Genomic DNA, 25,904 nt, shown 5'->3' with positions numbered 1-25,904 from the left:
TTTTTTATTTTAGAGTTATCTAAATTTAGAAAAAGCTAAAATACATGACCACACCCGAAGACCTGCAGGCCCGCGCCGGCGAAGCCGCCGCGCTGATGAAAGCGATGAGCAATCCTCACCGCTTGCTGATCCTGTGCATGCTATGCGACGCGCCGCGGGCCAGCGCCGGTGAACTGGCCCGCGCTACCGGCCTGAGCCCTTCCGCCACCTCGCAGCACCTCGCGCGGATGCGTGACGAGGGGCTGATCGACAGCGAACGCGACGCTCAGCGCATCCACTATTTCATCACCCATCCTGCGGTACAGCAGGTGATCAACACGCTGAAAACGCTCTATTGCCCGTGAGGATCCTATGACCATCGCCACCTTAACCCCTGCCGAAGCCCGGGTGCAGATTGCCCAGGGCGCCAGACTGATAGATATCCGCGATGCGGATGAATACGCGCGCGAACATATTCCCGATGCCGAGCTGGTGCCGCTCGCCACCATGAACGGCGGCGCGACCCTAAACGCCCGGGCCGGCGAGCGCGTGATCTTCCACTGCCAGGCCGGCTCCCGGACGCAGAACAACGCTATTCGTCTGGCCGCCGCCGCCGCGCCGGCGCAGGTCAGCCTGCTGGCGGGGGGGATTCAGGCATGGAAAGCCGCGGGGCTCCCGGTTGAGGAAGATAAATCGCAACCGCTGCCGCTGATGCGCCAGGTGCAAATCGCCGCTGGCGCTCTGATCTTACTGGGGGTGCTGCTGGGCTATACCGTGAACGGCGGCTTTTTCCTGCTCAGCGGCGCGGTCGGCGCCGGGCTCACTTTCGCCGGGATAACCGGCTTTTGCGGCATGGCGCGCCTGCTGGCGATCATGCCGTGGAACCGGCGCCAGGGGAGTTAAAACGCACTCCAGATAAGCCAGGCAATGCCGCCGAAAAGCAGCCATTTGACGACGTAATAGACCGTCTTATTCCATTTTTTCAGCCGCTTGCCGACAATGCGGATCTGGTAGATATAGCGAAACGCCCGGTTAATTCCGCCAGTGCGATCGCTGGCGTCGTTGGGCGCCGAGGCGGCGCTCATCAGATTGCGCCCCAGCCAGTGGTTGACCTTCTGCGCCCAGCGGTAGCGCATCGGCCGTTCAATATCACAGAACAGAATCAGCCGATTCTCACCGCTGGTATTTTCCGCATAGTGGATATAGGTCTCGTCAAACAGCACACCTTCCCCGTCGCGCCAGCTGTAGCGCTGACCATCCACCTCGATAAAGCAGCGGTCATCGTTCGGCGTCGCGAGGCCAAGATGAAAGCGCAGGGAACCGGCGTAGGGGTCGCGATGGCGCGGCAGACGGCTGCCGTCCGGCAGGGTGGCGAACATGGCCGCTTTCACCGACGGAATATCCCGCAGCAGCGCGGTAGTTTGTGGGCAAAGCTGGCTGGCGGAGGGATGGGCATCCTCATACCATTTCAGATAAAAGCGTTTCCAGCCGGTTTTAAAAAATGAGTTAAATCCGGCATCGTTATATTTATCGGCCGCTTTAATCTGCTCCAGCTGCTGGAGGCGGATGCCTTCCTCGCGAATAACCAGCCAGTTTTGTTGCAATATCGCCAGCTCGGGAAACATCTCCGGGCGCAGATAAGGCGTATTCGGCACGCGGGAAAATAAATACATAAATCCATTCAACGGCGCGGTAAATGTGGAATGGTCGGAGAGCTGTCGCCAGAAACGATAGCGCACCCGTCCGCGGTAATGGACATACAGCACAGCAATAACAATGATCAACAGAATGATATACTTCATGGTGTCTTTCCTGACCTGATTGATGGTAACCCTACCCTCGCCGTCCCCCTTGTCAGCAGCGGTATGGCGCCAGCAAAACATTAACAACATTAATACATATACCTCCAAATTGTTTTAACAAAAAAGAGCACACCCGGTGTTCAGTGCGCGGGCGTTGAGCTATGGTTTAGGTTCATCCGTGGTATTAACAGTGAGGAGTGAATGATGTTTTCTGTCGGCGATCTGGTACAACCGCGTGCGGGCGGGCCAAAACTGAAAGTGGTCGAAGTGCAGGGCGAGGATCTGGTGGTGGTTCAGGCCGCGCAGGAGCAGGGAGAACGCTATACGCTGAAGTCAGACGAGGTGACGTCCTATCAGGAAGAGGGGGACTTCGGCGTCTGCTGAAGCCCCTCGCTGCAGGTCATAAGGCCAGGCCGGGCGGTGGGTCTTTCCGCCGTCGCGGCGCTGGCCGCATCGGTTTTAAATTAAAAAGCTGTCCAGCGATTTCCCCTCGGCGACCGCCTGGGCAATCGGCTTCGGCATTCTTCCCTGGCCGGTCCAGGTTTTCTCGGCGCCGGTATGATCGGTATAACGATATTTCGCCGGGCGCGGTTTGCGCTTTTTACCGCCCGCCATCGGCGGCTGAATATCGGCCACCAGCTCGTCAGGAGAAATACCGTCGGCGCGCATCAGCTCAAGCCAGGTATTCACTTTTTCCTGATATTCCGCCTGCTGCTGCGCCGCCAGCTGCTGTTGCGTACGTATTTCTTCAGTGACGATCCTGAGCTTTTCCAGCATCTCTTCAAGCACGTCAATGGAGAATTCACGGGACAGCGCGCGCAGTGAACGGATATTATTCAGTTTGTGTAACATTGAAGACATAAAATTAAAAATTTCCAAATAGCAAATTAAAAGACACAACGCGGCAAGTGTAATAGAAACGTTTATTTATTTCCAGCCTTCGGTTATCCAGATAAATATATTATGCAGAGAGTAAACCTTTTCCACCTACTTTATATCAGGAAATCCCCGGTTCTTTTTCGCCAGCGCAGGCCAATAAGACCCTGAATAAATAATAGCGGCGGATGGTGAGATAGGAAAATATATCAAGAAGGCGATATTACCTTTATGGTCAGCGGGTTATTCTCTTATCATCGGTGAATGCGCAGGCCCTCGCCGCGCGGCCAAATGAATAGTTACTCAGCCATTTAGAATAAAACGCCACATATCTTTTTAGAATTTTTCACCACAAAAACCGGCATAATGGCATAAAAACATCTAAACATGACCCTCATCACAGGCTAACGCGATTTTGCGCCACAGCGGGCGGTCAGATACCGACCCCCCTGGTCAGACATCATGGCGCAAAACAACGCAACCATTTGAAAGTAAAAGAATTTAATGAAACCAGCAATAAAAGTAGCGTAACGGGCAAAAAACCGACCTTCGCAGAGTATTTTATCGACAAAAAGGCAATAAATAAAAATTTATAGCTAGTTGCCACTTTTAATGCAGAGATATACTCTACACACATCAAAACAGGCAGCCCAAAAACGCTATACCAACGCGCATTTTTCGGCGTTATTGACTTCATTTTCGAGGAGCACTCCGATGTTCTCTGCGCACTCCCGCTTGCGGCATGCGGTTGCAGACACCTTTGCGATGGTGGTTTACTGCACCGTCGTCAACATGATGATCGAAATTTTTCTCTCTGGTATGACGTTTGAGCAGTCGTTATCGTCGCGCCTGGTGGCGATCCCGGTCAACATTATTATCGCTGTCCCTTACGGGATATATCGCGACTTCGCGATGCGTCAGGCCCGGCGCATCACTCCGGCCGGCTGGATGAAAAATATGGCCGACGTGCTGGCCTACGTGACCTTTCAGTCGCCGGTTTATGTCGCCATTCTGTGGAGCGTGGGTGCGGACTGGCACCAGATTGTCGCTGCGGTGAGCTCGAACCTGGCGGTTTCAATGATGATGGGCGCCGCTTACGGCTACTTCCTCGACTATTGCCGCCGCCTGTTCCGCGTGGCGCCCTACCAGCAGGCGAAAGCCTGACCGACACGTTAACAGCGACTGGCTCTGCCAGTCGCTTCCTCCCGCCAGCCAGCTTCGCCCGGGTCTTTATCCAGCGAATTAATTCGTCGACATGGCCGGCTGGGCTTCGCCAAACAGTCCATTAAGAAAACGCTCAAGCGCCATGCGTGAGCTAAAGCCGTGCGGAATACCATAATGCTGCTGCGCATCCCCGGCTAAATACAGCGGAAACTGTTCATAATGGTCGCAGGTTTTGATATCTGAAGCCGGTTCAGCCAGCATATTGCTGCGCTCTTTTAACGCTGGATGAATAACTAACGCTGTTCGCCCCATGCGCGCTTCGCGGTTCACATAAACATAATTATCGCCGCGGCGATAGCCGTACGCTTTTTGCGTCACAACATCCATGGTGAAGCCGGCTTTTTCAAGAACACGCGCCACCTCATCGGGTCTTAAATACATACTGATTCCTCGTTATCTTTTACCGCACATTGACCTTACCTTATTCATTAAGGGCAGTGCTTTCGGAATATTCCAGAAACCACAGCAGTAAGCATAATTCAAAATCTTGTCCTACACTTACTCACTCGATGGAATTAAGGGAGATAACGATGGCTAACCATGTGAACCGCAACAATTTTGACGAGAACGCCGAAGATATTCATAACGATGTCAGCCAATTAGCGGACACGCTGGAAGAGGTGCTGAAATCGTGGGGCAGTGACGCGAAAGAGGAAGCGGAAGCGGCGCGTGCCAAAGCGCAGTCGCTGTTAAAAGAGACCCGCGCCCGCCTTAATGGCCACAACCGGGTGCAGCAGGCGGCGCTGGATGCGCGCCAGGCAGCGTGCGATGCGCTGGGCTGCGCCGACACCTACGTGCGCAATAAACCGTGGCACAGCGTGGGCGCCGCCGCCGCCGTCGGGGTATTTATTGGCGTATTGCTCAATTTACGTCGATAATAGCTATAGCGTTTGCTGCCGCCGCGCGATAAGCGCGCGGAAGCCCGCCTGCTTCACGGAAAGCAATGAAGATAACAAATACGCGTCAGCCCCTGCGCGCCTCTGGCCGCAGGGGTTTTTTATGCGCCAGCGGGCGTGACGCCGCCGACGCCAATCGCCTCCCTCAGCCGCCGGGCCAGCGCGCCAGCCATTGCCGGCGAGCGAATATTGGTAAAACTCATCAGTAATCCCCCCTCGCCGGTATGGCGCATCCGCCAGTCGCTCAACGCCTGTACCGCCAGCCCGGCCGCCACCGCCCGTTGGGCCAGCAGGCGATCGTCGCCGTTGACCGGCATGACCAGCTGAATCCCTCCCTGCTGCGGCGTGACCTGAAAGCCCTGCGCCTGCAGAGCCGACTCCAGCCACTCCCTGCGCTGGCTGTAGCTGGCGCGCATTTTTTTCAGATGACGCCAGAAATGGCCCTGCTGGATAAAATCCGCCAGCGTCTGCTGCCACAGGGTGGGAACGGTGCAGGCCTGGCGCTCCACGGTCTGGTGAAAGCGCGCCGCCAGCGCGGTCGGCACCACCAGCCAGGCGGTGCGCAGCGCCGGAAACATCGACTTACTGAAGGTGCCCGCGTAGATGACCCGCTGTGGCGCATCAAGGCTTTTCAGCGGCGGCAGCGGTTTGCCGCGATAGCGAAACTCGCTATCGTAATCATCCTCAATGATCCAGGCGTCACGCTCTGCGGCCCATGCCAACAGCTGGCGACGCCGGGGCAGCGAGAGCGCCACTCCCAGCGGACTCTGATGCGCCGGGGTGAGCAGGGCAAACCGCGCCTGCGGGTGATGGCGCTGGCCCCAGGCGATATCCATCCCTTCGTCGTCCACCGGGATCGCATCCACCACCAGCTGCCCGGCCTCGACCACCGGGCGGATAAAGGGATATCCCGGATCCTCCATCCACATATGCTGCCCCGGCTGCGCCAGGGTACGCAGGATCAGGTTCATGGCGGTGGCATAGTTGCCGGCGATCAGGACCTGCTCCGGCTGGCAGTCGATACTGCGCGACAGGCGCAGATAGTCGACGATCGCCTGACGCAGAAGCGGGTCGCCGCCGGGATCGCCGGGCGCCAGATCGAACCGCGACTGCGTCCGCAGCCGGCGCCCCATCACCCGCGCCCACAGCCCGCGCGGAAAGAGATCCAGCGCCGGGAGCCCCATCTGAAACGGCAACGGCTCCGCCGGCGCGGCAGGTTGCGCGGGCGGCACAGGCGCCAGCTGGCGCGGACTGAGCCGCTCGCTGACAAAGGTTCCCGCCTGCCCGCGCCGCTCGAGCCAGCCCTGGGCGACCAGTTCGCCCCAGGCGTTTTCGATGGTCGCCCGGGAGACGCCCTGCTCCTGGGCAAACACCCGGCTGGCGGGCAGACGGCTGCCCGGAGCCAGTTCGCCACGTTCAATGGCGGATTTCAGCTGGCGGGCGATGCGTTGATAGAGAGGGAGGTGGCTGGCTTCCATTATGGTCTGCTTTTTTCATCACAATATGGCTATCTTTTGCAGTCCATTATAGTGCTATTTTGGCTGCCGTCTTAGAGAGGAGAACACCATGAGCCAATTACGTCAGCCATTCAGTGAACTGAGCCCGGAAGTCTATAAAGGGCTGGTGCAGGCCAGCCTCGCGCTGGAGAAAAGCGAGCTGGGCAGCGCCCTGGTGGAGCTGGTCTATTTACGCGTGTCGCAGATCAACGGCTGCGCCTTCTGCCTTGAGAAGCACAGCCAGGCGCTGCGCAAAGGCGGCATGGCGCAGAGCAAGCTGGATGCCCTGGCCGGCTGGCGGGTGAGCGACCATTTTACCCCTGGCGAACGCGCGGCGCTTGCCTGGGCCGAGTCGGTCACCGACATCGCCGCCAGCCATGCGGAAGATGAGGTTTACCTGCCGCTGCGCGAACATTTTACCCCACGTCAGATAAGCGATCTCACCTTCGCCATCAGCCTGATGAACGCCTTTAACCGCCTCGCCGTCGCCATGCGTCTGTAGTTTCGCGTAGCCTTCCCCCTCCTCCGCCTGGCCACCCCGGCGGGGGAATTCTTTGCTAAAAACGCTATATATTGAGTGGTTGAAGTTTTAAATAACTACATCTAGTATTTCCTTATCGAATGGCCCACAACGTTCGACGCTACGTTTAGCGCCGTGCTGTTATCTTAAATGGAAATACGAATCATGCGCATTACTATTTACACTCGAAATGACTGCGTGCAGTGCCATGCCACCCGACGAGCCATGGAGAGCCGGGGGCTGGCCTTTGAAATGGTCAACGTCGACCAGCAACCGGATGCCGCCGACACCCTGCGCGAGCAGGGGTTTCGCCAGCTGCCGGTGGTGATCGCCGGCGACCTGCGCTGGAGCGGCTTCCGCCCAGATATGATCAATCGCCTGCGCCCCTCCGTCGCGGCGGCCAGCGCATGAGCCTCATCGTCTACTTCTCCAGCCGTTCGGAGAACACCCATCGCTTTGTGCAGCGCCTGGGGCTGCCGGCGGTGCGCATCCCGCTGAACGAGCGTGAACCTCTGCAGGTAGACGAGCCCTATATTCTCATCGTTCCCAGCTATGGCGGCGGCGGTACCGCCGGCGCCGTGCCGCGTCAGGCGATCCGCTTTTTAAACGACGTACATAACCGTCGGCTGATCCGCGGGGTGATTGCCGCCGGCAATCGCAACTTTGGCGACGCCTGGGGGCGCGCCGGGGATGTCATCGCGCAGAAATGCGCCGTGCCCTATCTCTACCGCTTCGAGCTGATGGGAACCCCCGACGATATCGATAACGTGCGTAAAGGAGTCAGCGAATTTTGGCAACGACAACCGCAGAACGTATAACCGCCGCCGTGGATTTTCACGCCCTCAATGCGATGCTGAATTTGTACGACAGCGAGGGCCGCATCCCGTTTGAGAAAGATCGCCAGGCGGTTGAGGCTTTTATGGCGACCCAGGTTCAGCCCAACACCCTCGCCTTTGCCAGCCAGGAGGATAAACTCAGCTGGCTCGTCCGCGAGGGCTATTACGATCCCCAGCTGCTGGCCGGCTATGATCGCGGGTTTGTGCTGGCGCTTTTCGCCCATGCCAGGCGCGCCGCGTTTCGCTTCCAGACCTTCCTCGGCGCCTGGAAGTTCTATACCAGCTACGCGCTGAAGAGCTTTGACGGCAAGCACTACCTCGAGGATTTCGCGGAACGCAGCGTAATGGTGGCCCTGACGCTGGCCCGGGGCGATGAACAGCAGGCGCGGCAGCTGACGGAGGAGATACTCAGCGGCCGCTTCCAGCCGGCCACGCCCACCTTCCTTAACGCCGGCAAACAGCAGCGCGGAGAATTGATCTCCTGCTTCCTGCTGCGCATTGAAGATAATATGGAGTCCATCGGCCGGGCGGTGAACTCGGCGCTGCAGCTGTCGAAGCGCGGCGGCGGCGTGGCCTTTTTACTCTCCAATCTGCGCGAGGCCGGGGCGCCGATCAAGCGCATCGAAAATCAGTCCTCCGGCGTGGTGCCGGTGATGAAGATGCTGGAGGACGCCTTCTCCTATGCCAACCAGCTCGGCGCCCGCCAGGGGGCGGGGGCGGTCTGGCTGCACGCTCACCATCCCGATATTTTGCGCTTCCTTGATACCCGGCGTGAAAATGCCGATGAGAAAATCCGCATCAAAACCCTGTCGCTGGGGGTGGTGATCCCTGACATCACCTTCCAGCTGGCGAAAGAAGACGCGCAGATGGCGCTCTTCTCGCCGTATGATGTCGAACGGCTGTACGGCAAACCCTTCGCCGACTGCGCCATCGGCGACCTCTATCCACAGCTGGTAGCCGACGATCGGGTTCGCAAACGCTGGATCCGCGCCCGCGATCTGTTCCAGCGCCTGGCGGAGATCCAGTTTGAATCCGGCTACCCGTACATCATGTTTGAAGACACGGTGAACCGCGCCAGTCCGGTGGCCGGGCGGGTCACCATGAGCAATCTGTGTTCCGAGATCCTGCAGGTCAGTACGCCGTCCGCCTATAATGAAGACCTTAGCTATGCCCATATCGGGGAAGATATCTCCTGCAACCTCGGCTCGCTGAACATCGCCCACACCATGGACTCGCCGGATTTCGGCCTCACTATCGCCACCGCAGTGCGCGCCCTGACCGCCGTGTCCGACATGAGCCACATTCAGTCGGTCCCCTCCGTGGCGGCTGGCAACGCCGCCTCCCACGCCATCGGCCTGGGGCAGATGAATCTTCACGGCTACCTGGCGCGGGAAGGCATTGCCTACGGCAGCCCGGAGGGGCTGGACTTCACCAATATCTACTTCTACACCGTGACCTGGCACGCGCTGCACACCTCGATGCTGTTGGCCCGCGAGCGCGGCCAGCGCTTCGCCGGCTTCGGGCAGTCGCGCTACGCCAGCGGGGAATACTTCGACAAATATCTGCAGGAGTCGTGGCAGCCGAAAACCGAACGGGTCCGCGCGCTGTTCGCCCGCGCCGGCATCTCCCTGCCCGACCGGGAAAGCTGGCGCCAGCTGCGCGACGACGTCATGCGCTATGGCATTTACAACCGCTATCTGCAGGCGGTGCCGCCCACCGGCTCGATCTCGTACATCAACCATGCTACCTCCAGCATTCACCCGATCGTCTCGAAGATTGAGATCCGCAAAGAGGGGAAAACCGGACGGGTGTACTACCCCGCGCCGTTTATGAATAACGATAATCTGGCCCTCTACCAGGATGCGTACGAGATAGGCCCCCGGAAGATCATCGACACCTACGCCGAGGCGACGCGCCACGTCGATCAGGGGCTGTCGCTGACCCTGTTCTTCCCGGATACCGCCACCACCCGCGATATCAACAAGGCGCAAATCTACGCCTGGAAGAAAGGCATTAAGACGCTGTACTACATCCGACTGCGCCAGCTGGCGCTGGAAGGCACTGAAATTGAAGGCTGCGTGTCCTGCGCGCTGTAAGGAGAACAGGATGACCCATTTAACGCGCGTCAGCGCGATCAACTGGAACCGCATCGATGACGATAAAGATCTGGAGGTGTGGAATCGTCTCACCAGCAACTTCTGGCTGCCGGAGAAAGTGCCGCTGTCGAACGACATTCCCGCCTGGCAAACCCTCAGCGCGGCGGAGCAGCAGTTGACCATTCGCGTTTTTACCGGGCTGACCCTGCTCGACACCATTCAGAACACCATCGGCGCGCCGGCGCTGATGGCGGACGCTCTGACCCCGCATGAGGAGGCGGTGCTGTCGAATATCAGCTTTATGGAAGCGGTTCATGCCCGCTCTTACAGCTCCATCTTTTCCACGCTGTGCCATAGCAAAGAGGTGGATGCCGCCTTCGCCTGGAGCGAAAGCTGCGAACCCCTGCAGCGCAAAGCGCAGCTGATGCTGGGCTACTATCAGGCCGACGAGCCGCTGAAGAAAAAAATCGCCAGCGTGTTTCTCGAATCCTTTCTCTTCTATTCCGGCTTCTGGCTGCCGATGCACTTCTCCAGTCGGGGAAAACTGACCAATACCGCGGATCTGATCCGCCTGATCATTCGCGATGAAGCGGTGCATGGCTATTACATCGGCTACAAGTATCAGAAAGGACTGGAGATCGTCAGCCCCGGTAAGCGCGAAGAATTGAAAAACTTCGCCCTCGATCTGCTGATGGATCTGTACGACAACGAGCTGGCCTACAGCCGGGAACTGTACGGCGAGAGCGGCTGGTTCGACGACGTCAGCGCCTTCCTGTGCTACAACGCCAACAAAGCGCTGATGAACCTCGGCTACGAGGCGCTGTTCCCGGCGGAGATGGCGGCGGTTAACCCGGCGATCCTCGCGGCGCTGTCACCCAACGCCGATGAAAACCACGACTTTTTCTCCGGCTCCGGCTCCTCCTACGTGATAGGAAAAATGGAAGAGACCGCCGACGACGACTGGGACTTTTAACCGTACTTTCACCAGGAATATCGCCCGCATATTCCTGGTGATCAATTTCACAGAATCGCGATTAATCCACCAAATATTCTCTCCATGGTCTAACCGTCATCACTTCGTCATATTTAGCAGAAAACCGGTCCATTTCAGTCTAATTATCCAAAGATAATCAAAAAATATTACCCACAACAAATTACCGCTCAGCCCTTATATCACGGGGGCTGTGCCGTCATGTCCCTCCCTCCATTTTGCCGAGAGTTTGCCATTGAGGGTTGTCACAGAATCTGAGTATGTTAGGGTGTAAAAAGATCATTATCACCATTGGGTACCATATCGCAATAAACAAATAACAGGAACTTCTCTATTGCATGGCAATTAAATTAGAAATCAAAAATCTTTATAAGATATTTGGCGAGCACCCTCACCGTGCTTTCAAATATATTGAGAAAGGACTCAACAAAGCGCAAATACTGGAAAAAACGGGGCTGTCGCTTGGCGTCAAAGACGCCAGTCTGGCCATTGAAGAAGGCGAGATATTCGTCATCATGGGGCTCTCCGGCTCGGGGAAATCCACCATGGTTCGCCTTCTCAATCGCCTGATTGAACCCACCCGCGGCCAGGTGCTGATTGACGGGGTCGATATCGCCAAAATGTCGGACGCCGAGCTGCGCGAGGTGCGTCGTAAAAAAATTGCGATGGTTTTTCAGTCGTTTGCGCTAATGCCGCACATGAGCGTGCTCGACAATACGGCGTTTGGCATGGCGCTTGCCGGCGTCCCGGCCGCTGAGCGAGAGCAAAAAGCGCGGGAAGCGCTGCGTCAGGTGGGGCTGGAGAATTATGCCCACGCCTGGCCGGATGAACTCTCCGGCGGGATGCGTCAGCGCGTCGGTTTAGCCCGCGCCCTGGCGATTAATCCCGATATTCTGTTAATGGATGAAGCCTTCTCCGCGCTCGATCCGCTCATTCGCACCGAAATGCAGGATGAGCTGATCAAATTACAGGCTAAGCATCAGCGTACCATTGTCTTTATTTCCCATGACCTTGATGAAGCCATGCGAATTGGCGATCGTATCGCCATTATGCAAAATGGCGAAGTGGTTCAGGTCGGCACTCCGGATGAAATATTGAATAATCCGGCCAATGATTATGTCCGCACCTTCTTCCGCGGCGTCGATATTAGCCAGGTCTTCAGCGCGAAAGATATTGCCCGTCGTAGCCCGGTCGGCCTGATTCGTAAAACGCCAGGTTTTGGCCCCCGCTCTGCGCTGAAATTATTACAGGATGAAGACCGGGAATATGGTTATGTCATTGAGCGCGGTAATCGCTTTGTCGGGATTGTCTCGATCGATTCTCTGAAAACCGCGCTCAGCGCCGGCCAGGGGATCGAGGCGGCGCTGATTGACGCCCCGCTGGCGGTGGAGGCGCAAACGCCGCTCAGCGATCTGCTCTCCCACGTCGGCCACGCCCCGTGCGCCGTCCCGGTGGTGGATGAAGAACAACAATATATTGGCATCATTTCCAAACGAATGTTGCTCCAGGCTTTAGATCGCGAGGGGGTGAATCATGGCTGATCAAACCAATCCGTGGGACAGCGCCCCGGCAACCGACAGCGCCGCTCAGGCTGCAGACGCCTGGGGTGGCGCCTCAACTGCCGCGCCGACTAATGGCGGCGGCGCCGACTGGCTGCACAGCGCCCCGGCGCCGCAGCCGGAACAGTTCAATATCATGGATCCGTTCCATAAGACCCTGATCCCGCTCGACAGCTGGGTGACCCACGCCATCGACTGGATCGTGCTGCACTTCCGCCCGCTGTTCCAGGGGATCCGCGTGCCGATCGACTACATCCTCAGCGCCTTCCAGCAGCTGCTGTTGGGGATGCCGGCGCCGGTGGCGATTATCGTCTTCGCGCTGATCGCCTGGCAGATCTCCAGCCTCGGCATGGGGGTCGCCACCCTGGTCTCGCTGATTGCCATCGGCGCCATCGGCGCGTGGTCGCAGGCGATGGTCACCCTGGCGCTGGTCCTCACCGCCCTGCTGTTCTGCATGATCATCGGCCTGCCGCTGGGGATCTGGCTGGCGCGCAGCCCACGAGCGGCGAAAATTATCCGCCCGCTGCTGGATGCCATGCAGACCACGCCGGCCTTCGTCTACCTGGTGCCGATCGTGATGCTGTTCGGCATCGGCAACGTGCCCGGCGTGGTGGTGACGATTATCTTCGCCCTGCCGCCGATCGTCCGTCTGACCATCCTCGGGATAAACCAGGTGCCTGCGGATCTGATCGAAGCGTCGCGCTCGTTTGGCGCCAGCCCGCGCCAGCTGTTGTTTAAAGTTCAGCTGCCGCTGGCGATGCCCACCATTATGGCCGGGGTTAACCAGACGCTGATGCTGGCCCTGTCGATGGTGGTGATCGCCTCGATGATCGCCGTCGGCGGTCTTGGCCAGATGGTGCTGCGCGGCATTGGCCGCCTGGATATGGGCCTGGCCACCGTCGGCGGCGTGGGGATCGTGATCCTGGCGATTATTCTTGACCGCCTCACCCAGGCCGTCGGCCGCGACGCCCGCAGTCGCGGCAACCGCCGCTGGTACACCACCGGCCCGCTGGGGCTTCTCACTCGCCCTTTCTGTCGATAAGTCGATAACAGCGCCGCACCCCGGCACCAGCCGATGCCGGGGAGCCGCCTTCCCGTTAAACAATAAGAGGAACCACCATGCGACATAGCACGATGATGGCCACCGCCGCCTTTGCCACCCTGATCGCCACCAGCGCCTTCGCCGCCGACCTGCCGGGCAAAGGAATTACCGTCAAGCCGGCGCAGAGCACTATCTCCGAAGAGAGCTTCCAGACCCTGCTGGTCAGCCGCGCGCTGGAGAAGCTTGGCTACACCGTCGAAAAACCGAGCGAAGTGGACTATAACGTCGCCTATACCTCGATTGCCGCCGGGGATACTACCTTTATCGCCACCAACTGGCAGCCGCTGCACGATGACATGTACGCCGCGGCGGGCGGTGATAACAAATTTTACCGCAAGGGGGTGTACGTCTCAGGCGCCGCCCAGGGCTATCTGATCGATAAAAAAACCGCCGAGCAGTACCACATCACCTCTATCGATCAGCTCAAAGATCCGCAGATCGCCAAACTGTTTGATACTAACAACGACGGTAAAGCGGACCTCACCGGCTGCACCCCGGGCTGGGGCTGCGAAGCGGTGATTAACCACCAGATTGACGCCTATGGCCTGAGCAAAACCGTTACCCATAACCAGGGCAACTACGCGGCGATGATGGCCGACACCATCGCCCGCTATAAAGAGGGTAAACCGGTGCTCTACTACACCTGGACGCCGTACTGGGTTAGCGACGTGCTGAAGCCTGGCAAAGACGTCGTCTGGCTGCAGGTGCCGTTCTCCTCCCTGCCGGGCGAGCAGAAAAACATCGATACCAAACTGGCCAACGGCGCCAACTATGGCTTCCCGGTCAACACCATGCACATTGTCGCCAACAAAGCCTGGGCGGAGAAAAATCCGGCCGCCGCCACTCTGTTTAGCGTCATGAAGCTGCCGATCGCCGACATCAACGCCGAGAATGCGATGATGCACGAAGGCCATGCTTCCGAAGCCGACATTAACGGTCATGTTGATGGTTGGATCAAAGCCCACCAGCCGCTGTTCGACAGCTGGGTGAAAGCCGCGCTCGCCGCGCAGCAGTAACCCGCCCCCGGATAAGGCCCGGCGCCTTATCCGGGCCCCTTCCCCGCCTTTCATCCCGTCAGGGTCATGGAAAAGCGGATTGCGGGCATTTTCATAGTGTTAAGGCGCGTCGCGCTCTGTTAAGGTGGGGACATCGGTCAATTTGCCACCTTCACATGGATCCAGCGATAAGTTATTCATATGGAAAACCCCGCGCCCTTAACCTGTGCCTTATCTGAACGTGTCGCTACCGTCGGCGAAGGCATTAAAGACAGTCTCCCCATCGTCATCAGCTACCTTCCGGTGGCATTCGCCTTCGGACTGAACGCCACCCGGCTGGGGTTCACCCCACTGGAAAGCCTGTTTTTCTCCTGCATTATTTACGCCGGCGCCAGCCAGTTTGTGATCACCGCCATGCTGGCCGCCGGCAGTTCGCTGTGGGTCGCCGCCCTGACGGTGATGGCGATGGACGTCCGCCACGTGCTGTATGGCCCCTCGCTGCGCAGCCGCATTCATACCGCGCTGGACAAAAAGAAGACCGCCCTCTGGGCCTTCGGCCTGACCGATGAGGTTTTCGCCGCCGCCACCGCCAGGCTGGTACGCGACAACCGACGCTGGAGCGAAAACTGGATGCTCGGTCTCGCGTTTACCTCGTGGGCATCGTGGGTGTGCGGCACGCTGGCCGGCGCCTGGTCCGGCAACGGCCTGCTGGTGGATTATCCGGCGGTGGAAGCCGCGCTCGGCTTTATGCTGCCGGCGCTGTTTATGAGCTTCCTGCTGGCCTCTTTCCAGCGCCAGCAATCGCTGTGCGTCACGGCGGCGCTGGCGGGCGCGCTGGGCGGCATTCTGTTATTTTCCATTCCGGCGGCGATCCTCGCCGGAATTGTCTGCGGGTGTCTGACGGCGCTGGTCCAGGCCATGCTGAAGGGGATGCCGGATGAACAGTGAGGTCCTTCTGCTCGGAGTGATTGTCGGCGGCGTGAACTATCTGTTTCGTTATCTTCCCCTGCGTCTGCGCGCGGGTCATGCCCGGCCTGCCCGTCGTGGCCCGGTCAGCGTGCTGCTGGATACCATCGGCATCGCCTCGATTTGCGCGCTGCTGGTGGTCTCCAGCGTGCCGGAGATCCTCGCCGATGCCCATCGCCTGGCGCCGACGCTGATCGGCTTCCTGGTGCTGGGGGGCGCCTTCTGGAAAACCCGCAGCATTATTATCCCGACCCTGCTGTCGGCGTTGGCCTACGGTCTGGCCTGGAAAATCGCCAGCGGGCTCTAAGCTTTGCGTATCAATTTTGGTCAATAATTCATTTGATTTATTTGTCACAATAGTTATTATATCGGCTGTAATTAATGAGGTCATACCCAAATGGATAGTTCGTTTACTCCCATTGAGCAAATGCTCAAGTTCCGCGCCAGCCGCCATGAAGATTTCCCGTTCCAGGAGATTCTGTTAACTCGTCTTTGCATGCATATGCAAGGTAAGCTGCTGGAAAATCGCAATAAAATGCTCAAAGCGCAGGGAATTAACGAGACATTATTTATGGCGCTGATTACGCTGGAGTCGCAGGAAAACCACAGCATTCAGCCGTCCGAGCTGAGCTGTGCGCTGGGCTCGTCGCGTACTAACGCCACCCGTATCGCTGATGAACTGGAAAAACGCGGCTGGATTGAACGCCGCGAGAGCGATAACGATCGACGCTGTCTGCATCTGCAGCTGACCGAAAAGGGCCATCAGTTTTTGCGTGAAGTCCTGCCGCCGCAGCATAACTGCCTGCACCAGCTGTGGTCTTCACTCAGCACCAGCGAAAAAGATCAGCTCGAACACATTACCCGCAAACTCCTGAGCCGCCTTGACCAGATGGAAGAAGAAGGCGTGCTGGCGGACTCTCTACGCTAAGGGCGGCGTCGCTCAGCCCATTTTTACGTTGCAAGGAAAACAGCCAGGCCAGCAGATCTCTGCTGGCCTTTCTGATAAACAGGTCGGCTCAGCCGATGTGAAATAATAAGATCGTGGAGAATAACATGAGCGCAAATGCGGAGAGCCAAACCCCGCAGCAACCAGGCAGCAAAAAAGGGAAGCGTAAAGGCGCCCTTCTGTTGCTGACATTGCTCTTCATTATTATTGCCGTGGCATATGGGATTTACTGGTTTCTGGTACTGCGTCACTACGAAGAGACCGACGATGCCTACGTGGCAGGGAACCAGGTGCAAATTATGGCCCAGGTCTCGGGCAGCGTGACCAAAGTCTGGGCAGACAACACGGACTATGTGCAGAAAGGCGATCCGCTGGTCACTCTCGATCAGACCGATGCCCAACAGGCGTTTGAGAAAGCCAAAACGCAGCTGGCCGCCAGCGTGCGTCAAACCCGTCAGCAGATGATCAACAGCAAGCAGCTGCAGGCGAATATTGACGTCAAAAAGACCGCCCTCGCCCAGGCGCAGGCTGACCTGAACCGCCGCATCCCGCTGGGCGCCGCGAACCTCATCGGCCGCGAAGAGCTGCAGCACGCCCGCGACACCGTCGCCAGCGCGCAGGCCGAGCTTGACGTGGCAATCCAGCAGTACAACGCCAACCAGGCGATCGTGCTGGGTACCAAACTGGAACAGCAGCCGGCGGTGCTGCAGGCGGCGACCGAAGTGCGTAACGCCTGGCTGGCCCTGCAGCGTACGCAGATCGTCAGCCCGATTAGCGGCTACGTTTCCCGCCGCTCGGTACAGCCTGGGGCGCAGATCGGCACCACCACGCCGCTGATGGCGGTGGTTCCGGCGACCAACCTGTGGATCGACGCTAACTTTAAAGAGACCCAGCTGGCGCATATGCGCATCGGCCAGCCGGCCACCGTAATCAGCGACATCTATGGCGATGACGTGAAATACACCGGCAAGGTGGTTGGTCTGGATATGGGAACCGGGAGCGCCTTCTCCCTGCTGCCGGCGCAGAACGCCACCGGCAACTGGATCAAAGTGGTACAGCGCTTGCCGGTCCGCATCGAACTGGATGAAAAACAGCTGGCGGAACACCCGCTGCGCATCGGCCTCTCGACGCTGGTGGAAGTTAACACCACCGATCGCGATGGCGAAATGCTGGCAAGCCAGGTGCGGAGCTCCCCGGTCTACGAGAGCAATGCCCGTGAAATCGCTCTCGATCCGGTCAATAAACTGATAGACGAGATCATTCAGGCCAACGCCGGATAATTCGGGGTGAGTGTAATGCAACAGCAAAAACCGCTGGAAGGCGCGCAACTGGTCATCATGACCATTGCGCTGTCGCTCGCGACGTTCATGCAGGTGCTGGATTCCACTATCGCCAACGTGGCGATCCCGACCATCGCCGGTAACCTTGGCTCATCGCTGAGCCAGGGGACCTGGGTCATCACCTCGTTCGGGGTCGCTAACGCCATCTCCATTCCGATCACCGGGTGGCTGGCCAAGCGCGTGGGCGAGGTGAAGCTGTTCCTGTGGTCCACCACCGCTTTCGCCATCGCCTCCTGGGCCTGCGGCGTCTCCAACAGCCTGACGATGCTGATCTTCTTCCGCGTCATTCAGGGGATTGTTGCCGGGCCGCTGATCCCGCTGTCGCAAAGTCTGTTGCTCAGCAACTATCCGCCGGCGAAACGCTCTATCGCCCTGGCGCTGTGGTCGATGACGGTGATCGTCGCCCCCATCTGCGGCCCGATCCTCGGCGGCTATATCAGCGATAACTACCACTGGGGATGGATCTTCTTTATCAACGTGCCCATTGGCGTGGCGGTGGTGCTGATGACCCTGCAGACCCTGCGCAACCGGGAAACCAAAACCGAACAGCGGCGTATCGACGGCGTCGGCCTGGCGCTGCTGATCATCGGTATCGGTAGCCTGCAGGTGATGCTGGACCGGGGTAAAGAGCTGGACTGGTTCTCCTCCAATGAAATTATCATTCTGACCATCGTGGCGGTGGTGGCGATAAGCTTCCTGATCGTCTGGGAGCTGACCGACGATAACCCGATTGTCGATCTGTCGCTGTTTAAGTCGCGCAACTTCACCATCGGCTGCCTCTGTATCAGCCTGGCCTACATGCTCTACTTCGGGGCCATCGTGCTGCTGCCGCAGCTGTTGCAGGAGGTCTACGGCTACACCGCGACCTGGGCCGGCCTGGCGTCAGCGCCGGTGGGGGTGATCCCGGTCATTCTGTCGCCGATTATCGGCCGCTTTGCGCATAAGCTCGATATGCGACGGCTGGTCACCTTCAGCTTTATCATGTACGCCGTCTGCTTCTACTGGCGCGCCTGGACCTTCGAACCGGGGATGGATTTTGGCGCCTCGGCGTGGCCGCAGTTTATCCAGGGCTTCGCGGTAGCCTGCTTCTTCATGCCGTTGACCACCATCACCCTCTCCGGCCTGCCGCCGGAACGGCTGGCGGCGGCGTCGAGCTTGTCGAACTTCACCCGTACCCTTGCCGGCTCCATTGGGACCTCGATCACCACCACCCTGTGGACCAACCGCGAGGCGCTGCACCATGCGCAGCTCACCGAATCGGTGACGCCGTTCAACCCCAACGCGCAGCAGATCTACGATCAGCTGCAGGGGATGGGAATGACGCAGCAGCAGGCGTCCGGCTGGATAGCGCAGCAGATAACCAACCAGGGACTGATTATCTCCGCCAACGAAATCTTCTGGATATCAGCGGCCATTTTCATCCTGCTGTTGGGACTGGTGTGGTTCGCCAGACCCCCGTTCAGCGCCGGCGGCGGTGGCGGCGGCGCGCACTAAGCCTCACATTAAGGGACCTGCGGGTCCCTTTTTTACGGCGTCAGGTTGTCCAGTTCTCGCTAGTTTCTGTCTCGTTTGCGAAAGCCCGCCAGCCGGCGCTCGGGCAGGATAAAGGCTGACTATTAAGGAGAACACTATGCTGAGCCATCCTGCTGAAAAGTACCGTCCCTATCCGCCGATTACCCTGCCCGACCGCCGCTGGCCGGACCGGCAAATCAGCCACGCCCCACGCTGGCTGTCGACCGACCTGCGCGACGGCAACCAGGCGCTGGCGGAGCCCATGGACAGCGCCCGCAAACTGCAGTTCTGGGATCTGCTGCTGGAGTGCGGCTTTAAAGAGATTGAGGTCGCCTTCCCTTCCGCCTCGCAAACCGATTTCAACTTTGTCCGCCAGCTGATTGACGAACAGCGCATCCCGGAGGAGGTCACCATCCAGGTGCTGACCCAGGCGCGGGACCCGCTGATCCTGCGTACCTTTGAAGCGCTGCGCGGCGCCCGCCGGGCCACCGTCCACCTCTACAACGCCACCGCGCCGCTGTTCCGCGAACTGGTTTTCGGCATGGACAAGGCCGAGGTGATCGCCCTCGCGACCCGCGCCACCCGGCTTAACCGCCAGCAGTGCGAACAACAGCCGGAGACCCGCTGGCAATATGAATATTCGCCTGAAACCTTCTGCTTCACCGAACCGGAGTTTGCGCTCGAGATTTGCGAAGCGGTGGCGGACGTCTGGCAGCCCTGCGCCGAGCGACCGATGATCGTCAATCTGCCGGCGACGGTGGAGGTCAACACCCCCAACGTCTATGCCGATCAGATCGAGTACTTTTGCCGCCACTTCTCCCGCCGCGGCGAGGTCTGCATCAGCGTGCATCCTCACAATGACCGCGGTACCGGCGTCGCCAGCGCCGAGCTGGCGGTGATGGCCGGCGCCGACCGGGTGGAAGGCTGCCTGTTCGGCAACGGCGAACGCACCGGCAACGTCTGCCTGGTGACGCTGGCGATGAACCTCTACAGCCAGGGCGTCGACCCTGAGCTTCGCTTCGAGCAGATGAACCGGGTGGTGGAAGTGGTGGAAAACTGCAATCAGATCCCCGTGCACCCGCGCCACCCGTGGGCGGGAAGTCTGGCCTACACCGCCTTCTCCGGTTCCCATCAGGATGCGATCAAAAAAGGGTTTGATGCCCGTCAGCCTGGCGACCCATGGCGGATGCCCTACCTGCCCATTGACCCGCAGGATATTGGCTGCAGCTATGAGGCGGTGATCCGCGTCAACAGCCAGTCGGGGAAAAGCGGCAGCGCCTGGCTTATCGAACAAAATCATGGTCTGAAGCTGCCCCGCGGGCTGCAGCAGGACTTCAGCCAGCACGTTCAGCAGGCCACCGATAGCGACGGCAAAGAGATGACCCACCATGCGCTTTGGCAGCTGTTCCGCTCGCGCTACGGGCTGCAGGCGCAGCCAGCGCTGACGCTGGTCGATTATCAGAGCGCCAGCCAGCAGGATGGCCAGCTGTCCCTGCAGGCGACGCTGCGTCACCACGGCGAAACCCGACGCCTGCAGGGCCAGGGCAACGGCCTGCTCTCCGCCGCCGCCAGCGGCCTCAGCGCGCTGTTTCGGCAGCCGTTTATGATCAAGGACTATCATGAGCATACCCTCGGCGCGCGCAGCGACAGCCGGTCGGTGGCCTATATCCGCTGCGTTTTTCCGCAAGGAGAGAGCTACTGGGGCGTGGGTATCGATAATGACGTGGCGCGCGCCTCGCTGCAGGCGCTGTGCAATGCGCTCAGCGCCGCCGATCAGGCCGGCGGACGAAAATAGTCGCTGGGGGCGACGCCCATCACCCGACGAAACATGGCGCTGAAGGCGCTGTGGCTGCCGTAGCCCAGCTCCAGCGCCACCCGCAGGACGGAGTGGCCCTGCGCCAGGCGAATCAACGCTTCCATTAGCTTCGCCCGGCGCACCCACTCGCGCCACGTCAGGCTAGTCTGCTGCTGAAAATGGCGGTTCAGGGTTCGCTCGCTCATGCTGCACGCCTTCGCCGCCTGGCTGCTGCTCCAGACGTCGCCCGGCGCCTCGCGCACCTGCTGGCACAGCCGGCGCAGCGTTTCGCTTTGCGGCTCCGGCAGGCCAAACGGCAGGATCGCCATCCCGCGGATCTCATCGAGGATCAGCTCATAAATCCGTTCGTCGCGGCTGGCGGGGGCATAGCGCTCGGCCAGCGCCAGGGAAGAGACGATCAGTTCCCGCAGCAGCGGCGTGATCTGTACGATCTGGCAGCCCGCCGGAAGATCGGCGCGCGCCAGCGGATCGATAAACAACGTGCGCGCCGCGACGTTGCCGGTCATGCGCAGCGCGTGGGGCGTTCCCGCCGGCAGCCAGACGCCGCGCCCGGGCGGCACCACCCAGTAGCCTGCCGGCGTCGCCACCCGCACCACGCCGCTTAAAATATGCAGCAGCTGGGCGCAGTCATGCTGATGCCAGTCTTCCTGGTCACCGTGAGCATAATCATGGGCAAAGGGCACCAGCGGGCGGTGCTGAAAGGAGAAGGTGGTGGTCGTCGTCATGGCGGCGTCGGGAGAGCGGCCCGGCGACAGGCGTCGGGCCGCGGCGGAAGCACTAGATGTGCAGTTCCTGCAGTTTTTCTTTCGGCAACGCCAGTTCGTCGTTGCTGTTGATGCGCACATCGCGCTCAATGATATGACGAGCGATCTCCTGCGCCTCTTCCAGCGAGTGCATGGTATAGGTCCCGCACTGGTAGACGTTCAGCTCCGGGATCTGGTTCTGATCTTGCACCTTCAGCACGTCGGCCATCGCCGCTTTCCAGGCGTCGGCGACGCGCTGCTCGTCCGGCGTACCAATCAGGCTCATATAGAACCCGGTGCGGCAGCCCATCGGCGAAATGTCGATAATTTCCACGCCATTCCCGTTCAGGTGATCGCGCATAAAGCCGGCGAACAGGTGCTCCAGGGTATGGATACCGCGCTCCGGCATCACTTCCTGGTTCGGCACGCAGAAGCGCAGATCGAATACGGTGATTTCATCGCCATGCGGCGTGTTCATTTTCTTCGCGACACGCACCGCTGGGGCTTCCATTCGGGTATGGTCGACTGTGAAACTATCTAACAACGGCATTCGTCACCTCCGGGAGTGAATTTTTTTAAAATAAAATGAACTCTTTGTTCAGCCGCGAGTCTCAGTATATGAAAGACGCGCATTTATTATCATCATCATCCCTGAATCAGAGATGAAAGTTTGGCCACAGTGATGTGGCCTTTTTCTTTTCCAGCGCTACGCGTGCCGCGCCAACAGCGCCTCAAACGGCTCGCTGTCTTCCGCTTCTACTTTCTTCTGTCGCGCCACCGACGCGTCGCGCTCGGCGATGAAATCTTCTTCGCTCAGGATCTCCAGCGGCTCTTCACGCAGCTGGGTCCGGTAACGATCGGCCAGCGCACGGCCGGTTCCGCCAATCCCTTCTTCAATCATAGAACGCAGAATGCGGGCTGAGAAGGTTAATTCCGGATCGTCAAAACAGGCCAGCAGCTCATCGCAGACCTGTTGATAGGCCTCGCCGCCGTGAATGCTGTCCAGCGTCTGCGCCACGCGGCGTAAATCGCGGAACAGATCTTTACCTACCTGCGCCAGCGGGAACTGCGCGCTTTCGCAGCCGATGCCCAACGTTAAGCCCGGCTTACGGCCTTCCAGAATCACCCGATTCCAGTTGGTGCGAGTGCACAGCAGCTCATCGCTGCTCATCTCCGGCGCGTCGGCCAGCGCGCACCAAACCATAAACAGATCGAGGAAACGCACCTGCTGGGCGTCAACGCCGATCGGCGAGAACGGGTTGATATCCAGCGAACGCACTTCAATGTACTCAATGCCGCCGCGCAGCAGCGCATCGGACGGGGTTTCGCCCCGACGGGTGACGCGTTTCGGGCGGATCGGCGCATAGAGTTCGTTTTCAATCTGCAGGATATTGCTGTTGATCTGCAGATACTTACCGTCTTTTTCCAGCCCGATTTTGGCGTACTCTTCCGACGGCGTTTTAATCGCGCGCTTCAATCCTGCCACATACTCGTGCAGATCGTTAAACGTAATTCCGAGATTGCTTTGCGACTTATTGGTATAACCGAGGTCGCTGAGGCGCAGCGAGGTGGCGTACGGCAGGTAGTACATGCCGTTGCCCGTCTCCTCAAAGGGCAGCGACGTCGGCTTTCCTTGCAGGAATGAAGAGCAAATCGCCGGCGAGGCGCCGAACAGATACGGGATCACCCAGCCAAAGCGATAGTAGTTACGAATCGTGCGGAAATAGCCTGCCGAAATGGCCTCTTTCCCGCTTTCTGCGTCTTCCACACCGCACTTCGCCTGCCAGAACGTCATCGGCAGCGAGAAGTTATAGTGCACGCCGGAGATAGTCTGCATCAGCGCGCCGTAGCGGTTCTTCAGCCCCTCGCGATACAGCGTTTTCAGGCGTCCCACGTTAGAGGTGCCGTACTGCGCCAGCTCAATATCCTGACCGGGGGCGATATAGCAAGGCATGCTCAGCGGCCACATCCGCTCGTCACCGAGCTGACGCGCGGTATAGCGATGGACATCGCGCATAAAGGTCAGCATATGCTCAATATCGCCGTCCACCGGCGTAATAAACTCGAGTAAAGCTTCGGCAAAATCGGTGGTAATCCATTTATGCGTCAGCGCTGAGCCTAACGCCAGAGGGTGACCGGTCGTCGCCAGCGTACCGTCTGCGTTCACGCGCAGCGTCTCCCGCTCCAGACCACGTTGAATACCCTGCAGGGCCTGCGGATGTTTTTCCAGCCAGGCCAGCGCCTGTGATACGTCCGGGATCAATTTGACCTCCCGCCTGTCGAAATCGTTTGAATAAGCATAATTGTAATGGATGAACTATCAGTCCAATTAGTGCCACCACGTCATGCCCTGAAGCGTCGCTGCCGCAATGACGATATAGCGCAGCGCCTTTCCAAGGCATAAGAAAAAGAGTACCGGTCCCCAGGAAATGCGCATCCATCCCGCCAGCAAACACAGTAAATCGCCGACAACCGGCGCCCAGCTTAGCAACAGCGTCACCGCGCCGTAGCGCTTAAGCCAGCCGGCCGCCCGCTCCTGCCAGCGCGAGGTTTTACGCAGCGGAAACAGGCGCCCCAGAATAACGTTAGTTACCCCTCCAAGGCTATTGCCGATTGTTGCTATTAATACTAACCACCACGGATGACTAACCCCCGTAAGGAGCATCGCAACCAGCACAACCTCCGAATTGCCGGGAAGCAGCGTGGCGCTTAAAAAGCTACTGGCAAACAGCGAGAGGAGTGACAGCGCGTCGCTCACAGCAAACGCACGTCTACAGCGTCCATTCCCGCGCGCTTCGCCGCCTGCAGACCAAAGTCGGCATCTTCGAAGACCACGCATTTTTCCGGCGCGACGCCCATGCGCTCGGCGCACAGCAGGAAGGTATCGGGCGCGGGTTTATGGTTGACCACATGATCGGCCGCCACCACCGCGGAGAAGTAATGACGCAGGCCCAGGTGCGCCAGCAGCGCTTCGGCGACGGCGCTTTCACTACCGGTGCCGACCGACATCGGGCGACGGCCGTGCCACGCTTTGACCACCTCGATCAGCGGCAATGGGCGTACGCTATCCAGCAGCATCGTCTTAACGGCCAGGGTTTTTTCCTGCGCCAGGCGATGTGGATCGAGATCCGCCTGGTTGAGTTCAATAATCGCCTGGGCAATCCGCCAGGTCGGTGAGCCATTGAGGGCGACCATCGCCTGTTCGTCGAAACGCATACCGTAGCGGCCCAGCACCTCGTTCCATGCCTGACGGTGGGTCGGCTCGGTATCGAGGATGGTGCCATCCAAATCAAAGATCAGTCCTGCGTAACCTTCGTACATCGTCTTCTCACCAACCGGTTAATGAATGGTTACTGTAACGCAAAAGCCGGTCGTTGTCGCGGCCAGCGGCGCAGACGACAAAGGCGCCCACAGGCGCCTTCAGGCATCAGACCGGATAGCCGGCCTTATTTAATACGCAGATCGTTTTCGACCATTCGCACACCCTGCACCCGACGGGTGACTTCCACCGCCCGTTTAGCGCTTTCCGCGGAGGAGACAAATCCGCTCAGCTGGACGCGGCCTTTAAAGGTCTGGACGCTGATTTCAGAGGACTTGATGTCTTTATCGTTAAAGAGCGCCGTTTTCACCTTAGTGGTCACCACGGTATCGTCAATGTAACCGCCGGTACTTTCTTTGGTGGACGAACCGGCACAGCCAGCGAGGACCGTCGCCACCAGCAGCGTCGCGCAAAAAGCAGGTATTGCTTTGAACCATTTCATGGATTTCTCTCCTTGCATTTATCTCAGCCTGATAACGCTGATATACAAGGATAAATTATAGTGGAAAGCGCGGCTTGCCAATAAAAAAGTCAGGATGAAACTGGGATGGAAAACGCGGTTATCGGGATGGCGAGGGAAGCGTGAAGAGGGTGCCGTTGCTTACGCAACGTTATCCGCCCTGGTGCTGGCGATAATTTCGCAGACCATGAAACAACATTTTCGCTGTTACTAAGGAGAAGGCTGTTGCTAAGGAGAATATGGTGCATCCGGGAGGATGACTCGGCTGCGCCTCGCCCTTCGGGCCGTTGCTTACGCAACGTTATCCTCCCTGGTACTGACGATAAATTCGCAGACCATGAAACAACGTTTTCGCTGTTACTAAGGAGAATATGGTGCATCCGGGAGGATTCGAACCTCCGACCGCTCGGTTCGTAGCCGAGTACTCTAT

At 58.9% G+C, this 25,904-nt stretch carries 28 protein-coding genes and 1 pseudogene; 19 read left to right on the top strand and 10 right to left on the bottom strand.

Annotation, left to right across the window (positions count from 1 at the left end; all coding sequences use genetic code 11):
• Window positions 1-44: 44 nt before the first annotated feature.
• Window positions 45-344, top strand: coding sequence for an ArsR/SmtB family transcription factor (locus L2I46_RS16930; RefSeq protein ID WP_002914277.1), 300 nt, complete (start codon window positions 45-47; stop codon window positions 342-344).
• A 7-nt stretch (window positions 345-351) separates the two neighbouring features.
• Window positions 352-898 (top strand): annotated as a pseudogene (locus tag L2I46_RS16925) (rhodanese family protein).
• Here the strand turns inward: L2I46_RS16925 and lpxO are convergent.
• On the bottom strand, window positions 879-1,781 hold the full coding sequence (gene lpxO / locus L2I46_RS16920) for a lipid A hydroxylase LpxO (RefSeq protein WP_032453800.1): 903 nt from the start codon (window positions 1,779-1,781) through the stop codon (window positions 879-881). The pseudogene L2I46_RS16925 and the gene lpxO overlap by 20 nt on opposite strands.
• A 204-nt stretch (window positions 1,782-1,985) precedes the next feature.
• Here lpxO and L2I46_RS16915 point away from each other — a divergent pair, with 204 nt between their 5' ends.
• On the top strand, window positions 1,986-2,165 hold the full coding sequence (locus L2I46_RS16915) for a hypothetical protein (protein WP_023290745.1): 180 nt from the start codon (window positions 1,986-1,988) through the stop codon (window positions 2,163-2,165).
• Between the two features lie 75 nt (window positions 2,166-2,240).
• Here the strand turns inward: L2I46_RS16915 and stpA are convergent, their stop codons facing one another.
• Window positions 2,241-2,642 carry a DNA-binding protein StpA gene (gene stpA, locus L2I46_RS16910; protein WP_023290746.1) on the bottom strand — a complete coding sequence of 134 codons (402 nt, stop codon included), beginning with the start codon at window positions 2,640-2,642 and terminating at the stop codon, window positions 2,241-2,243.
• Window positions 2,643-3,371: 729 nt separating this feature from the next.
• Here stpA and alaE point away from each other — a divergent pair.
• Window positions 3,372-3,821, top strand: coding sequence for an L-alanine exporter AlaE (alaE, locus tag L2I46_RS16905; RefSeq protein WP_004205719.1), 450 nt, complete (start codon window positions 3,372-3,374; stop codon window positions 3,819-3,821).
• A gap of 78 nt (window positions 3,822-3,899) precedes the next feature.
• On the opposite strand, the gene L2I46_RS16900 is transcribed toward alaE, so the two are convergent.
• A complete protein-coding gene (locus L2I46_RS16900) occupies window positions 3,900-4,262 on the bottom strand; it encodes a DUF2002 family protein (RefSeq protein WP_002914291.1) in 363 nt (120 codons plus the stop codon).
• Between the two features lie 149 nt (window positions 4,263-4,411).
• Here L2I46_RS16900 and L2I46_RS16895 point away from each other — a divergent pair, with 149 nt between their 5' ends.
• On the top strand, window positions 4,412-4,759 hold the full coding sequence (locus L2I46_RS16895; RefSeq protein WP_032432206.1) for a DUF883 family protein: 348 nt from the start codon (window positions 4,412-4,414) through the stop codon (window positions 4,757-4,759).
• A 119-nt stretch (window positions 4,760-4,878) separates the two neighbouring features.
• Here L2I46_RS16895 and pdxR read toward each other — a convergent pair whose 3' ends face one another.
• Window positions 4,879-6,255 (bottom strand): MocR-like pyridoxine biosynthesis transcription factor PdxR, encoded by a 1,377-nt coding sequence (gene pdxR, locus L2I46_RS16890; protein ID WP_101862108.1) that lies wholly within the window; start codon window positions 6,253-6,255, stop codon window positions 4,879-4,881.
• Window positions 6,256-6,343: 88 nt separating this feature from the next.
• Between pdxR and L2I46_RS16885 the strand changes: the two genes are divergently transcribed.
• The 14 genes from L2I46_RS16885 to leuA all read left to right on the top strand — a co-directional run bounded on the left by L2I46_RS16885 (window position 6,344) and on the right by leuA (window position 20,931).
• Complete coding sequence (locus L2I46_RS16885; RefSeq protein WP_023290749.1) at window positions 6,344-6,775, top strand: carboxymuconolactone decarboxylase family protein; 432 nt, start codon at window positions 6,344-6,346, stop codon at window positions 6,773-6,775.
• A gap of 183 nt (window positions 6,776-6,958) precedes the next feature.
• Entirely contained in the window at window positions 6,959-7,204 is a 246-nt protein-coding gene (gene nrdH / locus L2I46_RS16880) for a glutaredoxin-like protein NrdH (RefSeq protein ID WP_048298086.1), read from the top strand.
• A complete protein-coding gene (nrdI, locus tag L2I46_RS16875) occupies window positions 7,201-7,611 on the top strand; it encodes a class Ib ribonucleoside-diphosphate reductase assembly flavoprotein NrdI (protein WP_023290751.1) in 411 nt (136 codons plus the stop codon). The genes nrdH and nrdI overlap by 4 nt, the downstream gene beginning before the upstream one ends.
• Window positions 7,584-9,725: a class 1b ribonucleoside-diphosphate reductase subunit alpha gene (gene nrdE / locus L2I46_RS16870; protein ID WP_048298087.1), complete on the top strand. Its 2,142-nt coding sequence runs from the start codon at window positions 7,584-7,586 to the stop codon at window positions 9,723-9,725. The genes nrdI and nrdE overlap by 28 nt, the downstream gene beginning before the upstream one ends.
• A gap of 10 nt (window positions 9,726-9,735) precedes the next feature.
• On the top strand, window positions 9,736-10,698 hold the full coding sequence (gene nrdF, locus L2I46_RS16865) for a class 1b ribonucleoside-diphosphate reductase subunit beta (protein WP_032453806.1): 963 nt from the start codon (window positions 9,736-9,738) through the stop codon (window positions 10,696-10,698).
• Between the two features lie 356 nt (window positions 10,699-11,054).
• A complete protein-coding gene (gene proV, locus L2I46_RS16860) occupies window positions 11,055-12,257 on the top strand; it encodes a glycine betaine/L-proline ABC transporter ATP-binding protein ProV (RefSeq protein ID WP_002914328.1) in 1,203 nt (400 codons plus the stop codon).
• Window positions 12,250-13,317 (top strand): glycine betaine/L-proline ABC transporter permease ProW, encoded by a 1,068-nt coding sequence (gene proW / locus L2I46_RS16855; protein WP_023290754.1) that lies wholly within the window; start codon window positions 12,250-12,252, stop codon window positions 13,315-13,317. Before proV ends, proW begins: the two co-directional genes overlap by 8 nt.
• A gap of 77 nt (window positions 13,318-13,394) precedes the next feature.
• Window positions 13,395-14,393 (top strand): glycine betaine/L-proline ABC transporter substrate-binding protein ProX, encoded by a 999-nt coding sequence (gene proX / locus L2I46_RS16850; RefSeq protein WP_023290755.1) that lies wholly within the window; start codon window positions 13,395-13,397, stop codon window positions 14,391-14,393.
• A 180-nt stretch (window positions 14,394-14,573) separates the two neighbouring features.
• Window positions 14,574-15,320: an AzlC family ABC transporter permease gene (locus L2I46_RS16845; protein WP_023290756.1), complete on the top strand. Its 747-nt coding sequence runs from the start codon at window positions 14,574-14,576 to the stop codon at window positions 15,318-15,320.
• Window positions 15,310-15,645, top strand: a complete 336-nt coding sequence (gene ygaH, locus L2I46_RS16840; protein WP_004205699.1) for an L-valine transporter subunit YgaH — start codon at window positions 15,310-15,312, stop codon at window positions 15,643-15,645. Before L2I46_RS16845 ends, ygaH begins: the two co-directional genes overlap by 11 nt.
• Before the next feature lie 90 nt (window positions 15,646-15,735).
• A complete protein-coding gene (mprA, locus tag L2I46_RS16835; RefSeq protein WP_002914337.1) occupies window positions 15,736-16,266 on the top strand; it encodes a transcriptional repressor MprA in 531 nt (176 codons plus the stop codon).
• Window positions 16,267-16,391: 125 nt separating this feature from the next.
• Window positions 16,392-17,564, top strand: coding sequence for a multidrug efflux MFS transporter periplasmic adaptor subunit EmrA (gene emrA, locus L2I46_RS16830; protein ID WP_004205697.1), 1,173 nt, complete (start codon window positions 16,392-16,394; stop codon window positions 17,562-17,564).
• Window positions 17,565-17,579: 15 nt separating this feature from the next.
• Complete coding sequence (emrB, locus tag L2I46_RS16825; RefSeq protein ID WP_002914342.1) at window positions 17,580-19,118, top strand: multidrug efflux MFS transporter permease subunit EmrB; 1,539 nt, start codon at window positions 17,580-17,582, stop codon at window positions 19,116-19,118.
• A gap of 136 nt (window positions 19,119-19,254) precedes the next feature.
• Window positions 19,255-20,931, top strand: a complete 1,677-nt coding sequence (leuA, locus tag L2I46_RS16820) for a 2-isopropylmalate synthase (RefSeq protein WP_236948051.1) — start codon at window positions 19,255-19,257, stop codon at window positions 20,929-20,931.
• Here the strand turns inward: leuA and L2I46_RS16815 are convergent.
• The 6 genes from L2I46_RS16815 to L2I46_RS16790 form a co-directional block, all read right to left on the bottom strand.
• Window positions 20,910-21,677, bottom strand: coding sequence for an AraC family transcriptional regulator (locus tag L2I46_RS16815; protein WP_032456498.1), 768 nt, complete (start codon window positions 21,675-21,677; stop codon window positions 20,910-20,912). The two genes, leuA and L2I46_RS16815, sit on opposite strands and share 22 nt — an antisense overlap.
• A 52-nt stretch (window positions 21,678-21,729) precedes the next feature.
• The gene (gene luxS, locus L2I46_RS16810; protein ID WP_023290759.1) at window positions 21,730-22,245 is read right to left on the bottom strand and encodes an S-ribosylhomocysteine lyase; all 516 of its coding nucleotides are present in this window, start codon (window positions 22,243-22,245) and stop codon (window positions 21,730-21,732) included.
• 156 nt (window positions 22,246-22,401) lie between these two features.
• The gene (gene gshA / locus L2I46_RS16805) at window positions 22,402-23,958 is read right to left on the bottom strand and encodes a glutamate--cysteine ligase (protein ID WP_023290760.1); all 1,557 of its coding nucleotides are present in this window, start codon (window positions 23,956-23,958) and stop codon (window positions 22,402-22,404) included.
• A gap of 66 nt (window positions 23,959-24,024) precedes the next feature.
• Window positions 24,025-24,453 carry a YqaA family protein gene (locus L2I46_RS16800; protein WP_023290761.1) on the bottom strand — a complete coding sequence of 143 codons (429 nt, stop codon included), beginning with the start codon at window positions 24,451-24,453 and terminating at the stop codon, window positions 24,025-24,027.
• Window positions 24,450-25,016, bottom strand: a complete 567-nt coding sequence (gene yqaB, locus L2I46_RS16795; protein ID WP_236948050.1) for a fructose-1-phosphate/6-phosphogluconate phosphatase — start codon at window positions 25,014-25,016, stop codon at window positions 24,450-24,452. The genes L2I46_RS16800 and yqaB overlap by 4 nt, the downstream gene beginning before the upstream one ends.
• Window positions 25,017-25,141: 125 nt before the next feature.
• Window positions 25,142-25,456, bottom strand: a complete 315-nt coding sequence (locus L2I46_RS16790) for a BON domain-containing protein (RefSeq protein ID WP_023290762.1) — start codon at window positions 25,454-25,456, stop codon at window positions 25,142-25,144.
• Window positions 25,457-25,904: the final 448 nt, after the last annotated feature.

This window comes from Klebsiella sp. 2019SCSN059 (assembly GCF_021739525.1).
In the GTDB taxonomy this organism is placed as follows: Bacteria; Pseudomonadota; Gammaproteobacteria; order Enterobacterales; family Enterobacteriaceae; genus Klebsiella; species Klebsiella quasipneumoniae.
The sequence above is the reverse complement of the archived record's forward strand: the minus strand, read 5'-3'. Positions and strand labels throughout refer to the sequence as shown.